Source organism: Tatumella sp. JGM130 (assembly GCF_018257525.1).
GTDB classification, from domain to species: Bacteria; Pseudomonadota; Gammaproteobacteria; order Enterobacterales; family Enterobacteriaceae; genus Tatumella; species Tatumella punctata.
This window is the reverse complement of sequence record NZ_JAERJS010000006.1, coordinates 13,680-27,244: the sequence shown is the minus strand read 5'-3', so window position 1 is coordinate 27,244 and position 13,565 is coordinate 13,680. Positions and strand designations below refer to the sequence as shown.

General features: G+C 48.2%; 12 protein-coding genes and 1 tRNA gene. 2 read left to right on the top strand and 11 right to left on the bottom strand.

The genetic code is table 11. The features are described from left to right. From JK211_RS04355 to JK211_RS04335, 5 genes are all read right to left on the bottom strand, one after another. Window positions 1-1,071, bottom strand: coding sequence for a glycosyltransferase (locus tag JK211_RS04355; RefSeq protein WP_212707454.1), 1,071 nt, complete (start codon window positions 1,069-1,071; stop codon window positions 1-3). Window positions 1,072-1,358: 287 nt separating this feature from the next. After that, window positions 1,359-1,670 carry a hypothetical protein gene (locus tag JK211_RS04350; RefSeq protein ID WP_212707453.1) on the bottom strand — a complete coding sequence of 104 codons (312 nt, stop codon included), beginning with the start codon at window positions 1,668-1,670 and terminating at the stop codon, window positions 1,359-1,361. A 77-nt stretch (window positions 1,671-1,747) separates the two neighbouring features. Continuing rightward, window positions 1,748-2,227, bottom strand: a complete 480-nt coding sequence (locus JK211_RS04345) for a lecithin retinol acyltransferase family protein (protein ID WP_249213755.1) — start codon at window positions 2,225-2,227, stop codon at window positions 1,748-1,750. Window positions 2,228-2,293: 66 nt separating this feature from the next. Further along, a complete protein-coding gene (locus JK211_RS04340; protein ID WP_212707452.1) occupies window positions 2,294-2,740 on the bottom strand; it encodes a hypothetical protein in 447 nt (148 codons plus the stop codon). Continuing rightward, a complete protein-coding gene (locus JK211_RS04335; RefSeq protein ID WP_212707451.1) occupies window positions 2,733-3,086 on the bottom strand; it encodes a hypothetical protein in 354 nt (117 codons plus the stop codon). The genes JK211_RS04340 and JK211_RS04335 overlap by 8 nt, the downstream gene beginning before the upstream one ends. Window positions 3,087-3,409: 323 nt before the next feature. Between JK211_RS04335 and JK211_RS04330 the strand changes: the two genes are divergently transcribed. Next, window positions 3,410-4,588 carry a site-specific integrase gene (locus JK211_RS04330; RefSeq protein WP_212707450.1) on the top strand — a complete coding sequence of 393 codons (1,179 nt, stop codon included), beginning with the start codon at window positions 3,410-3,412 and terminating at the stop codon, window positions 4,586-4,588. A 102-nt stretch (window positions 4,589-4,690) separates the two neighbouring features. After that, window positions 4,691-6,601, top strand: a complete 1,911-nt coding sequence (locus tag JK211_RS04325; protein ID WP_212707449.1) for a DUF927 domain-containing protein — start codon at window positions 4,691-4,693, stop codon at window positions 6,599-6,601. Window positions 6,602-6,667: 66 nt separating this feature from the next. On the opposite strand, the gene JK211_RS04320 is transcribed toward JK211_RS04325, so the two are convergent. The 6 genes from JK211_RS04320 to aspA form a co-directional block, all read right to left on the bottom strand. Next, on the bottom strand, window positions 6,668-7,843 hold the full coding sequence (locus tag JK211_RS04320) for a site-specific integrase (RefSeq protein WP_212707448.1): 1,176 nt from the start codon (window positions 7,841-7,843) through the stop codon (window positions 6,668-6,670). Window positions 7,844-8,468: 625 nt separating this feature from the next. After that, window positions 8,469-8,544 (bottom strand) — tRNA-Phe (locus JK211_RS04315). A 561-nt stretch (window positions 8,545-9,105) separates the two neighbouring features. Further along, window positions 9,106-9,672 carry a transcriptional regulator gene (locus JK211_RS04310; RefSeq protein WP_212707447.1) on the bottom strand — a complete coding sequence of 189 codons (567 nt, stop codon included), beginning with the start codon at window positions 9,670-9,672 and terminating at the stop codon, window positions 9,106-9,108. Between the two features lie 51 nt (window positions 9,673-9,723). Beyond that, on the bottom strand, window positions 9,724-11,451 hold the full coding sequence (locus JK211_RS04305) for a protein-disulfide reductase DsbD (RefSeq protein ID WP_212707446.1): 1,728 nt from the start codon (window positions 11,449-11,451) through the stop codon (window positions 9,724-9,726). Beyond that, window positions 11,427-11,750: a divalent cation tolerance protein CutA gene (gene cutA / locus JK211_RS04300; protein WP_212707445.1), complete on the bottom strand. Its 324-nt coding sequence runs from the start codon at window positions 11,748-11,750 to the stop codon at window positions 11,427-11,429. Before cutA ends, JK211_RS04305 begins: the two co-directional genes overlap by 25 nt. A 138-nt stretch (window positions 11,751-11,888) precedes the next feature. After that, window positions 11,889-13,322, bottom strand: coding sequence for an aspartate ammonia-lyase (aspA, locus tag JK211_RS04295; RefSeq protein ID WP_212707444.1), 1,434 nt, complete (start codon window positions 13,320-13,322; stop codon window positions 11,889-11,891). Between the last annotated feature and the right edge of the window lie 243 nt (window positions 13,323-13,565).

Below are 13,565 nucleotides of genomic sequence, written 5' to 3'. Positions count from 1 at the left end.
TCATTTCTCGATAATTTTATTTATTTCATTTATCAGATTGTTAAGATAGTTTTCCTCATAGAACTTGCTAATGCTTTTTTTGATTTTTTGCGAGTCGTAATTATGGATATTATCTTTCATAATATTTATCTTTTCAACCAAGTCGGAAATGTTCATTGGCTCAAATAATAGGCCATTATCCTGATTTATGATGTCTGCCGGGCCTGACATGCAATCAGAGGATATACATGGGATGCCGCGAGAAATAGCTTCCAATAATACCAGTGGTAACCCCTCATGACGGGACGTAAGAAGAAGGCAGCTTGTATTTTTAATCTCTGTCTCTATATAGCCCCAACAATCCCCCTGCCATCCATGCCATGTCACAGATTCTGATAGGCCGAGGTAACCAGAAAAATCTTTGCAGGTTTGTATGTCACTTCCATCCCCAACAATGTCTAGCGTCCAGCAGAAATTTTTTATTTCTGATAATGCCAATAGCAAATCTTTTATTCTTTTTTGGTCTTCAAAAAGCACCCGCCCAACATAAAGAAATTTCATGATTCCAACCGGCGTAATTGTATGATCATTTCTTTTTATTGGGTTGAATATTACACTAATTTTCCTTTCATCTTCGCCAAGTTCTTTGAACTCACCTTTGATGCCATTACTTATAGCAAAGTGGTGATCTGCTAGTTTCAGATAGTGCGGGCGGTATCTTTCTAGTGGAGGCAAATGCATCCATGTAGATAGTTTTGCTTTTGAGGAAGATGAGTCGAGAGCGGCCCTGGCAATCATACATGGAACAGTATTCATACAAATTATAAGATCTGGATTCTCTCTGTTAAGAAAAAATTTCAGTTTAATCTTATGAATAAAATTTTGTAACTTCCTGTTTTTTGAAAATGCCTTGCTTGTATTTTTTTTAATACCATCTAGCCAAGTGAAATCTTTAATTTTATCTTCATTTTCGATAATATAAATACTTGCAAGATAACCGTTGCGTATCAATAAATTAATCACCTGCCTGGTCACATTTTCCATACCACCACGGCCAGAAATTGAATGTGTTAAAAATATTATTTTTTTCATGATTTAGTTTATATTGTCAGATATGTTAAATACAATAATATCATATGATTTATTACTTGAGAATTTTAATATCCAGCTATGTTTTTGAATTGGCGCTTTTGAGTGGATATAATTTTTTTTGATTTGAAGGGTCAGATCATGTGCTCCCCGAGAATACAGGCTTTCCCGTTGCAAAGTATCAGTTCCGAATCACCAACTGGTGCACTTACAGCAAATCCTTATGACTCAAAATCTACTCTTAACGCAAAATTCTATCCCCTTAACCAAAAGCGGTTAAGGGGCTGAAATCACTCACAACAGCGAAATAACTGCCGACTGGGTGGGTGTTTGTCACTCTGATAGGTACGCATCGCTTCTTCACAGAGTCCATGCGTTTGTTTTGCGATGGTTTTGCCAAAGTTGACCAGTAAACCGTGTTTTACTTTGGGTGTATCACTATCGAGAGTCAGTGTGAAGTAAGTGCTCTGTACATCGATATCACAGAATAACTCTCTGAACGATAGCTCTGCCGCACGCGTGATGGCCTGTCGATAATCGCATAAGTTAATTTTATAGCGGGCACTGGCATCAACCAGCTGATAAGTACGTTGGATAAGCATTAGATTATTTTCCTCTAATCCGGGTTAATAGTGTCTAATAACCTGTTATGGTTTTAGTGCCTGAACCGGGCTGTAAATCAGCGCCGCCAGACCCGCCAGTGGGTACCCCGACGGAATCTGTCCAGGTCTGACGCAAGACATACATCATTACAGGATTCGCCTGTGAGACAACGTGCTGTAAAACGATGACAGTTCGAGTTCAGAAGATGGTATCGATAAGGCTTCCCCACCCACGATAATGCTCTGTCCCTGGCTGCAGTATGTCCTGAAGGGGTCATATCATTGCAATCGGTATAAATCGAAATGGCTGAGTTAAAGCCCCCTAATCGTCTCAGAAACTGTTCACCGGTGCTGCAACTGATGTTTCCGTCCCCTTCCAGGTGAACTATCTTCCCGTTACCAACATAAATACCGCTGTGCAGTGTCACATCAAACAGTAACTCGCACTGGACTATGCCGCCGACAGCAGGCTCCCTGATACAGTTCATATCAAGATTATCCCACAGTGACATAGCCAGATTCTTCCATGACCAGAAGCTGAAAACAGAAGATGTCATACCCGCTATACCTCCAAAAAATAATTCCCCGGGAGAGAATTTCCCGGAGTAAAGAAATTTCAGTGTTCACACAGACGGACGACCGGCAATGAATAGATTCAGTTTCTCTGCTCTGTGCATGAGGTCAGGGAAGCACTGGTGCATAAATACCGTACCCGGTGCCTCCTCAATAAAACAGACTTCCGGGCTGCGTAACACTGCGGCCAGAAAACCGGGGTTGTTACGACTTTTATGGCTGAACAGCGTGCTGAATACCTGTGATGAAAAGGACGCGTTCAGAGTCTCCAGAAGGGACACAACTGCCGGTATTTCTATCCATTCAGAGGAAAAGAGACCACTGCACTGATTAGAAATGAGACGAAGCACCGGGGTGTTTGTGGCTGAGTGTATCCCCAGTGCAAAGGTGATATTTCCTCTGGCGTGAGGGTTAATTTTCTCCGTTTCGCCGCAGAATACTGTGCAATATTCTCCGGAATCTTCAGGCAACGATAATGCTTTAACATTTTTAGCCATGCTCCGCCTCCCTGATATGTTCTGCTAATTCCGGGATACGGGTAGTGGCAGGAAACAGCAGATATACCCCCTGACCGTCATCACTGACAATGCCGAGTAACAGATACCAGCCACCCTCCAGATATAAAACATACTCCGGGTACTTCAGAGCAACCTGCACAAGTGTTTCGTCAGGGAGAGTATCGTTATTGTTAAGCTGCCACAGTACAGTACAGGTCGATGACCAGAATTCCTGTGCCTGAGCAGGAGAGTCAAAATGCTCGGTCAGGTGGTGATGTAATGCTGCAGTGACTGACGAAGGAAGGGAAAGCCGGTTAAGGTGAGAAAGTGAATACAGTGTTTGCATAATTTCAGTCCATAAAAGTGATGTCCTGAAAATAATATGTGCCTGAGTTACGCTGAGATCCGGTGTCATAACGAACAATAAACAATTTACCAATTAACATTTAGTGCTGTTGCTTGGCGGTTTTTTACTTTTTTTTCCAAAAAATCACGCCTGGACTTCCAGGGCAAAAAACTTTCCCCCTGGAAGTCCAGGGGTAAAATCAGCCGATAACGCAACATGCCACCGGAGGGGTGGATTGATATTTTTTTTCAGGGACCCTACTATTCTCCGCAGTGCTGGCCAGCATCTCAATGACTGAATAACTCACCAGAAGAGATGTGTGCATGAAAACGTTACCTGTATCTTTGCCTGTAAAAGGCCCTGTCCCTTTCACCCGAAAGCTGATTGCTGAACTGCAACTGCTGTCTTCCTGTCAGTCTAAAGTGACTGAAATCAGTGATGCCAAAGAAACCGGCCTGAAAATCATCTTCAGACCCGGCGGTGCATCATCCTATATCCTTCGTACCAGCGTCGGCGGAATTTCTCATTACCTGCCTGTAGGGAAAGTCAGTGAACTGCCACTGGAAGAAGCCCGTCACTGGGTACGGACAAAAAAGGCTGAGCTGCGTCAGCGTGCTGCCGTGATGAGCGGACATTACGGTGCTGTGTATAACATGACCTTCAACAGCCTGCTACAGCACTATGTCCGTGATGTGCTGGTTGCCGGAGCCAAACGCTCGGCACATACTGACCTGTCAAAAATCAAAAAGTATCTGGAACCTCAGCTGGGTAATATCAGACTGTCTGCCATGCAGGAATCCGATATTGCCCACTACCTCGCCGGACTGCCTGTCAGGCCGTCCACACGGAACCGTCATCTGGCGCTGCTGAAGGCTGTATTCAGTTATGCCCGTAGGATGCGCTATATCACGGCAAGTCCGGCAGAGTTTCTCCGGATGCAGCCAGAGACCACTTCACAGCGAAAAGCCATGAGTCGTGAAGAATTTCGTCAGTGGATGGCTGTCTGCGAGGCAAAATATCACCAGAATCCGGGGCATGCCGGAATTGCTTTACTGATGTTTCTCGGACTGACCGGTTTGCGTCTCGGTGAAACCCGCTATCTGAAAATGACGGATATCGACTGGTCACGAAAAACGATTGTGCTGAGACGGACAAAAAACGGTAAGACGCGGGTTGTACCGGTATGTGATAAAGCTTTTGTCCTGCTGACCACGATAAAACAGTACCTGGGCGATAAAGACTGGACTTTCCCTAATCAGGCTGATAACGGTCCGGTCTCAGAGCCACGCCGGTTGCAAAAATCCCTGTGTGAATCTGCCGGTATTAGGCACTACACCATCCACGAACTCAGGCATACCTTTGCCACCACACTCATCGAATCCGGTGCGGACATTTACACCGTAAAGGATTTACTCGGGCACAGTACTATCAAAGTAACCGAAATTTATCTTCATGCCAGTCCTGCACGCTATCACGATGTGATTAACCGCGCGATGGCATAAAACAGGACCTTTCTTACGAAAGGTCCATAACCGCAGCAGGCTGCATCAGGTCCCCACCAGTCCAGCCTGTTATCTGCAACACCCATATAATGGATTTAAAAGATGAAAAAAACAAATGCTGAAATAACACTCACACAGGCACTTCCTGAGTGTATTAAGGAAAATCTGACTGAAGCGGATAACCCCGAAATTACCGCGAAAAAGATACTGGAAACGATCCGGACATCCGGTCATTCCGGTTCCGTTGCAGGGCTGCCTCACGGGTATGAAAACTATCCTCACGAGCTGAGATACACCAAGGGTGACGGCATAATGCTGTGCTCAACTCCGGTCATTCCTTACTGTATCTACAGTAACGAATCCGGTGATGGCAATCTGGGGATTGGTCTGATGACCATTAATGTTACCGGTAAAATTGTGTACAAGCATCTCGGACTGAGTGCCTTCGGGAAAGACGGCAGGGGACTGTCAGAGCTTATCAGCGCAGGATTCGGGTTAGGGTCCGGTCCTCAGCCACAGAAGTATTTTGAAAGTTTCGTACACAAAGCAATGCGTATGGTTCTGCCCAGGGTGATAGTGACTGACGGGATGGGATTCAGTGAGGGCTATGATGCCTTTCTGCACGGGACAATGCCCCTGGTTCGGGACAATACCCGTTTCGTCTCTTTAGTGGGACAGGGGAGCAGAAATAAAATGATAGCTCCGCTCGGAACTCATCAGCAATGGATGACCCTCATCAGAGAAAATGTGCACGGTTATCATCAGGTCTTTGCGCTCAGTGCCTCACTGGCCTCCATGCTTCTGAAACCGGCAGGTATGGATATCAGTATGTTTCATTTTTACGGCGGCTCAACGACCGGGAAAACCATCCTGTTGCAGCTTGCGATGTCAGTACACGGTTCCGGGAATGAACCCGGACAGAAAGGCTCCAATATCTTACGCTGGAATACTACCTCCAATGCTCTGGAGCGTTCACTGGCAGACTTTTCAGGCCTTGTGGCCTGCATTGACGAGCTGGGTGCTCACAATAACAGAGGCTTCAGCTCCACGCTGTATAACATCACGTCAGGTGAGTCAAAAATCAGGATGGATAAAACGCTAGAGGTCCGTGATAACTTTACCTGGAATACCATCATCCTGTCCTCCGGTGAAATGTCAGTGTCAGAGAAACTTTCCTCAAACAAAGAAGTCCTGACAGGAGGACTGGAGCACAGAACTATCAGTCTTGAAGTGATGCCGGAAGATTCACGTTCTTTACTGGCTGAAGATGAGGACGTCTCTATGGAGGCGCTCATTGGCTGGGCAGACACGCTGAAATCAGGGCTGTCAGAATACTACGGGACCGCAGGGAAGCTGTTTATCAGCCACTTTCTGACACAAAAAGATGACAATGGTGTTCTGCTACCGGCAGACAACATTCGCCAGCAACTGCATCAAATGATAACTGATGAAACTGAGAGTTTTATCAGTCAGCTTGAAGAAAGTGACGATGATGATGACGATAAAGCCATCAGCCTGAGTGCTATCCAGAAGCGCGCGATGAAACGTTTTGCACTGGTCTCTGTGGCCGGGAAACTGGCGGTACAATGGGGTATTCTGCCTTTTACGGAAGAGCAGATTGAAGAATCTGTGCTCATGCTGGCCTACCACTGGCAGAACAATACCCAGAGTCGGTATGATCCTGAAACATCTTTCATGACGGCCTTGCGTACCTGGCTACTGAACAACCTGCATGTGCAGTTCAGTACACTGGGTATCAAAGATGACCTGCTGGTGAGCAGCCGGAGTGGCTTTCTGGATGCAAAGACCACGGATATTCTCATCTATAAGGATGCTTTTTCAGCACTCTGTGCAAAGCATAATATGAGTGTGGCACAGGGCGCGAAGGCACTGTGTGATAACGGATACCTGACTCCTGAAAGTGAGGGGCACTTCAAAAAAAGAAAAAGAAGAGGGATGGAGCAGGACTACTATCATATCCATCGCAGCTTTATGAACAGTGATTTCAGCTAGAGAAGTACAGACCCGGAAAAGACAGAAAAGCAGAGGTTATCCCTCTGCTTTTTTTATACCCGACAATCACAAAGGCAGCGCGATACGCTCAGCCAGCAACTGACTGGTATGGCGCAAACGCTGCGGATGCAGATGAGCATAACGTTGTGATGACTGACTGCTCCGGTGCCCCAGTTGTACCTGCACATCGTAAAGCGTTCCCCCGTGAGAGACGATAAGTGCTGCAACCGTATGCCGACAGGTATGCAGGCAAACATCTTTATCGAAAATACCTGCCCGTTTCACAATACGATGAAAAGCCTTCACCGGGTTTGCCAGTGGCTTCCCTTCTTCTTTACCGGCAAATACCCAGGGGTTACCTCCGGGAGCAGGAAGTATCTTCAGTAATGCCATGGCCGGGGCATTCAGGTGCACAATCCGTCCCTGACCATTTTTGGTCACAGGCAGCCAGAGAGTGCGTTGTACAAAATCAATATGCTCCCGTCTGGCCAGCCTCAGTTCATCCCGTCGCAAACCGGTGAGTAACAGTAACCGGATATAGGTCGCTGCCACCTGATTGTTATCCTCTGCTGCCGACCGGAATATCTGCCGTATCTCCTGCTCAGAGAAATAGCGCTGACGGGCGTTATTTTCACGCAATAAGGCAATATTCTTCGCCGGATGGACATTCGTTAACCCCTGACGCCCTGCCCACGTATAGAGGGCTTTTACCAACACAATGACCCGGTTACAGGTGGCTGCTGCCAGTGAGGGCATGAGCTTCTGTTGCAGCGTAAGGACCTGTGAAGGGGTAATATCAGAAAGACGGTAGTACCCGAGTACCGGCTGAATATGGTCACGGAAACGCTGATTATCTTTGTTCCAGCTGGCTTTGGACTGCTTTGCTACAGGAAGATAGTAATCATAAAACAGCTCATCCAGAGTAAGCTCATGCCGTGCTGCATCTTTAGAGGCTTTGGGGTCCCCGCCGGTTGCCAGTAACCGTTTGTGTTCTGTAACAATCTTTCGGGCTGTACTGACATCGATATCAGGCCAGTGGCCCACTGCAATCGCACGCTTTCTGCCATGATAAAGATAGCGAAACAGAAAACGACGGGAGCCCTGATTTTTACCGACTAAACACTTCAGACCTGAAGCTTCGGTATCACTGTATTCACAATCCGTACTGCGGGAATCTGCCGGATGAGGAGGCAGTGTTCTGATAAGGGTATTGGTAAAACGAAACCGGGTAGGTGATGACATACACACTCCTTTTCACTGAGGATGACAGACCGGAAAACCAGACTGTCAGTAGCTGCACAGAAATAATATGTGTCTGTCTTATGCTGCATTCCGGTATCAGTGTGCGCAGTACGGGGAAACGGGGAAAGTGCATTAACTGTAAGAATTGGCACTGAAAAATCAGTAATGCATGACGTGGAATATCCGAGGAAACCCCCGCGACTATCGGGGGAAAACCGTCACCCCCCGGAGGCTCAGGGGACTTCCCCTGTGAACCCCCTGCAGGGAATATTGAAAAATACATATAAATCAGTAGCTAACACAGCTCCCCCGTCCCCCCGTGATTTCACATTCTGATATTGAGTGAGTGACACTAAACGCCAGAGCAGGACCGTAGGAGGACCGTAAAACAGTGAGAAACAAGCAGAGTAATACAGAGGGTAAAACTGACACAGACCGGAACCCACACTGACACAGTGTCAGGGAAATCAGTACAACAGCGGGAAAAGGTACGAAAAAGACGGTTGTGACTGTCAGAACCAGGAGGGAGGGAGGGTGAAGCAAAAGACACCCCGGGGAAGGACCATAAATAGACCATACAGCAGAAACGAAAAAGCCCCGCATTTCTGCGAGGCCTTGTAAATAGTGGTGCCCGAACTCGGAATCGAACCAAGGACACGGGGATTTTCAATCCCCTGCTCTACCGACTGAGCTATTCGGGCAACGGGGCGCATTAAACCGTAATGGCCCTGATGCGTCAACTCTTTTTACTGCAGGAAATGCTAAAATCGCACTGACTGATTGCTTTATATACGAAAACGGCTATTTTACTGACTTTTACTTTACTATCGCCACGGATAGATGCGCTGACGGGCAGATATTCTGCCGGGGAATCCCGATTAATGTCTTTGCACAGGCTTTTTACCTGACAGTGATCACGTCTGTACCTATATGATTAATTATCAGCAAATAACTGACCGGAAAGCTTGAGTAGTCAGGCATTCGACGGCTGTGTGATCATGCAGATCGTTATATGGTCAGCCATTCAGGCAATACTCTGATGTGCTCTGCACCGGGAACCTCTCATCAGGCCGCCCCGGATTTTACCAGACAGGCAGCAGCTTGTTTTATCATGGAACCTGCGGGTTTGTTACTGCATCGCTGGCAAGCGGGGGAGGATATGGTGACCCATTATTTACCGGCAGGCAATTATGACAGGCCCGGGCCTTGATTGATTAAGGGTACCAGAGCGGCCTGAAGATAACAGCCCTGGCAAGCGGTGGTCAGCTGAGAGCACCGTTCTGGCGGCACAATGCCACTTGCAGAATATCTTCTGCCAGCCGGCGGGCGGTGGCAATATCCTGAAGATTACGTTTAACCAGTAGTTTACTCAGACAACCCTCCAGCACCAGTTCCAGCTGGTCGGTGACCATCGTCGGATTATCCAGTTCCAGGGCGGTTAGCTGCCGGTGGGTATATTGCCAGGAGGCCTGTTTTTGTTGCTCTGCCACCTGATGTATCGGGTGGTGTGGCGCCGGGTAAATACTGCAGGCAGCAATAAACAGACAGCCCGGGAAACGGCCACGGCGGACATGTTCCTCAAGCAAAGTGTAACGCATCAGTAATTTCTGGCTGCTGGTCAGTGCTTCGTCCTGTGTTATCCGTTCGCGCCATTCGCTGATCTGCCGGCCGTGAAAGTCGAGGGCATCGCGTAATAACAGCTCTTCAGAGGTCTGTTCAGGGAGTTCTGCTCCCCGGGCCTGTAATTGCTGTTTCAGGTTGCCGGCGGCCGCCAGGCCCTGTTGTTCCAGTAAAAGTAATACCTGCTCAAGTATCTGTTCCTGCGACACATTAACCTCCGTAAATGCAGCACCGGCCACTGCCGGCGCATCTGGATGATGTTATTCAGCGCGAAGCTTCTGTAAATGTGCCAGAAATTCTCCGGCATTCATATATCCGGTGACCCGTGAGTCCGGGATTTCATTACCGCGGGCATTAAAAAACAGCAGGGTCGGGAGCCCCAGCACGTTCAGTTGAGTCAGCAGCGCATTATCCTGTGCGGTATTGGCAGTAACGTTTGCCTGTACCAGCTGATATTGTGCAAACTCCTGCCGGACTTGCGGGTCTGTAAAGGTGTATTTCTCGAATTCTTTACAGGCAACACACCAGTCGGCATAAAGATCAACCATTGTGATTTTGCCCTGTGCCTGACTCAGCTGTTGTTGCAGACCGGCAATGTTGCTGATGTTGTGGAATACAGGAGACTGATCTCCGCTGTTATTAGTCGGCGCGGCAGAAAATGCCCAGTCCTGTAGCGGACGCGCCGCGACTAATGCCAGCAGTAGCCATAAAATTTGTAATATCCGTACCCAGCCTTTCGGACTTCTCAGACTCAGGGCAAAAGCCCAGCCAAAAAAGGCTACACCCAGCAGACTCCATAGCCGTAGCCCCCAGACGTCCCCGACAATACGTTCAATCAGAAAGACCGGTAACGCCAGAATAACAAAGCCAAAACCTTCTTTGACTGACTGCATCCACGGGCCGCTCTTAGGCAACAGTTTATTGCCAAACAGGGTGACGATAATTAACGGCAGCCCCATACCCAGGGCATATAAATACAGGGTCCCGCCACCGGCCAGCATATTACCGCTCTGTGCGATATACAGCAGAATTGCGCTAAGAGGTGCGGTGGTGCAGGGGGAGCAAATTAAACCGGCTACGGCCCCCATCAGAAATACGCCGCCGGCAGAGCCGCTTTTTTGCCGGTTACTGAATAGCGCCAGCCGTGTCTGCAGTGATGCCGGCAGTTGCAAAGAGAACAGGCCAAACATTGATAATGCCAGCAGGATAAAAACGGCAGAGAGTGTCAGCAGTACCAGCGGACTCTGTAATGTGGCCTGAAAACGTAATCCGGCGGCGGCCACAATAATGCCCATCAGTGTATAAGTGACCGCCATACCCTGCACATAAATGAAGGCCAGCAGCAGTATACGTGATGCAGAGATATCGCGACGGCCACCGAGGATAATTGCCGAGATTAACGGATACATCGGCAAAACACAGGGAGTGAAGGCAATACCAATACCGATCAATAAAGCCCAGAACGGAGAAAACGGCAGGCGTGACGAAGGTATACCGGCCCCGGAAGCCGTGGCCGGGACACTGGCGGCAGGCTCAGGGGAGGGGCTGTCCGCCGTGATTTGTGACAGGGGAATTTCCCGGGTTTCCGGCGGATAACAGAACCCTGCTGCTGCACAACCCTGGTAGCTGACTTTCAGGCTGGCTGCCGGCCCGGTACTCTTCAGTATCACCGGAACTTGCAGGTCTTCGGGGAAGATCTGGCTTTTACCAAAAAACTCATCTTCATGAGGCTGGCCCTGTGGCAGATCTATGCTGGCAATAGTCGCGTTGGCCGCAACGATACTGATTTGCTGGCGGTACAGGTAATAGCCGGACTTTACCTGCCACTTCAGCAGGACGCGGTTGTTATTCTGGCTAAAGTCAAAGCCAAAGGCCTGATTCACCGTAACAAAGCGAGGTGATGAGCCATTATCGAATAAGGCAGCCTGCGTCTGCAGGCTGAATAATGTAACTGCCAGAAAAATCAGGCGAGTGAGGCGTGCAACCATGACAAGTATTCACTATCTCCGTGTTGAACAGGGATCACCAGTAATTCAGGGACATCATAAGGATGGGCCTGTTTCAGCAGTGACAGTAAGTCCTGTTGATGTTCCGTATCACTTTTGAAGATCAACTGTACTTCTTCGGAACATTCCAACTGGTCCTGCCAGGTGTACATCGAGGTCACGCCCGGCAGGAGATTAACGCAAGCGGCAAGCTTACGGCGGATGGCCAGTCGGGCCAGGGCGGTCGCCGTAGCCTTGTCGGGGGCAGAACATAACACAATAATGGCAGAACAAGGATTCATTGCTCACTCCTGAGTCAGGGGGGCATGATAGCATTTTTTTTCAGCAGCAACAGAAGACAGAGGGTAACAGAAATATTCAGAAAAGAGCTGAACGGTGACAGGATAGGGCCTGATGCACTGGCATCAGGCCGCGGGGGATTACTGGTTATCTTCCGTATAACGTCTGGCTTTATATACCGGGTGCATCAGGTTTTCGACTGAAAAAATATCATCCAGCTGAGCATTGGTCAGCAGACCTCGTTCCAGCACAACTTCACGGACACTTTTTCCGGTTTCAGCACAAATTTTACCGACAATATCGCCGTTATGGTGACCGATATAAGGGTTCAGATACGTCACGATCCCGATGGAGCTGAATACATAAGACTCACAAATCTGCTGGTTAGCGCTAATGCCGGTAACGCATTTTTCCAGTAAATTGAAGCAGGCATTGCTGAGAATGGAAATGGATTCAAAAACAGCCTGACCAATTACCGGCTCCATCACATTCAGCTGCAGCTGACCGGCTTCGGCAGCCATTGTGACGGTGGTGTCGTTGCCTATGACTTTAAAACACACCTGGTTAACGACTTCAGGGATCACCGGGTTGACCTTGGCTGGCATGATCGATGATCCGGCCTGTAACTGCGGTAAATTAATTTCATTCAGACCAGCACGAGGGCCGGAGGAGAGCAGACGCAGATCATTACAGATTTTAGACAGTTTAACGGCCAGCCGTTTCAGTGACGAATGCACCATAACGTAGGCACCACAGTCTGAGGTCGCCTCAATCAGGTCTTCGGCAGCAACCACCGGTAACCGGCTGACTTCGGCCAGATATTTCACTGCCAGTGGCTGATAACCGTCTGGGGTGTTCAGCCGTGTGCCAATAGCGGTTGCGCCGAGGTTAACTTCCAGCAACAGTTCGGCAGTACGCATAATGCTGCGGGTCTCTTCTTTCAGCAGCACGCTGAATGCGTGAAACTCCTGACCGAGGGTCATAGGGACCGCATCCTGAAGCTGGGTACGCCCCATTTTCAGGACAGTCTGGAATTCTTCGGCTTTACGCTGAAAACCCTCAGACAGTGCATTGATAGCATCGACCAGCTTCAGCAGTGAATTATACACAGCAATACGGAAGCCTGTCGGGTAAGCATCATTGGTCGACTGACACATATTGACGTGGTCATTCGGGTTAAGATATTGATATTCGCCTTTATTATGTCCCATCAGTTCCAGACCAATATTGGCCAGCACTTCATTGGTGTTCATATTGACAGAGGTACCGGCACCGCCCTGATAGACATCGACCGGGAACTGGTCCATACAGGTACCGTTATTCAGTACTTCATCACAGGCTTTAATCAGTGTTTCTGCAATATGACGCGGGATGGTCTGCAGATCCCTGTTAGCCATGGCTGCTGCTTTTTTCACCATCACCATGCCGCGAACAAACTCTGGTATGTCACTGATTTTACTGCTACTGATATAGAAATTTTCTATTGCGCGTAGCGTGTGAATTCCATAATAAGCATCCGCCGGAACCTCGCGCATACCGAGCAGGTCTTCTTCGATACGAATGTTGTTAACCATGATAACCTTCTTATTGTGCTTTCTTACTAAAGCTGTGTGCCGCAGAGAGTGTGAGTATTTATTGTGTACCACTGATACCGGAATTTTATCTGTATATCAGTTCATCCGCACGATGATATTCTGTTTACAGAAAAAATAAGCAACACAGATCACTTTATAGTCACTTGTTTATAACATAACCGCTAAAAACAGCCGCCGGCTGTAAATGACTGCAGGCCGGTAAAGCGTACAGACTCACGGAGA

What these genes read in the sequence shown, in the direction of transcription:
- JK211_RS04355 (WP_212707454.1), bottom strand. Translation starts at nt 1,071, where the DNA reads ATGAAAAAAATAATATTTTTAACACATTCAATTTCTGGCCGTGGTGGT.
- JK211_RS04350 (WP_212707453.1), bottom strand. Translation starts at nt 1,670, where the DNA reads ATGCTTATCCAACGTACTTATCAGCTGGTTGATGCCAGTGCCCGCTAT.
- JK211_RS04345 (WP_249213755.1), bottom strand. Translation starts at nt 2,227, where the DNA reads ATGACATCTTCTGTTTTCAGCTTCTGGTCATGGAAGAATCTGGCTATG.
- JK211_RS04340 (WP_212707452.1), bottom strand. Translation starts at nt 2,740, where the DNA reads ATGGCTAAAAATGTTAAAGCATTATCGTTGCCTGAAGATTCCGGAGAA.
- JK211_RS04335 (WP_212707451.1), bottom strand. Translation starts at nt 3,086, where the DNA reads ATGCAAACACTGTATTCACTTTCTCACCTTAACCGGCTTTCCCTTCCT.
- JK211_RS04330 (WP_212707450.1), top strand. Translation starts at nt 3,410, where the DNA reads ATGAAAACGTTACCTGTATCTTTGCCTGTAAAAGGCCCTGTCCCTTTC.
- JK211_RS04325 (WP_212707449.1), top strand. Translation starts at nt 4,691, where the DNA reads ATGAAAAAAACAAATGCTGAAATAACACTCACACAGGCACTTCCTGAG.
- JK211_RS04320 (WP_212707448.1), bottom strand. Translation starts at nt 7,843, where the DNA reads ATGTCATCACCTACCCGGTTTCGTTTTACCAATACCCTTATCAGAACA.
- JK211_RS04305 (WP_212707446.1), bottom strand. Translation starts at nt 11,451, where the DNA reads ATGGTTGCACGCCTCACTCGCCTGATTTTTCTGGCAGTTACATTATTC.
- cutA (WP_212707445.1), bottom strand. Translation starts at nt 11,750, where the DNA reads ATGAATCCTTGTTCTGCCATTATTGTGTTATGTTCTGCCCCCGACAAG.
- aspA (WP_212707444.1), bottom strand. Translation starts at nt 13,322, where the DNA reads ATGGTTAACAACATTCGTATCGAAGAAGACCTGCTCGGTATGCGCGAG.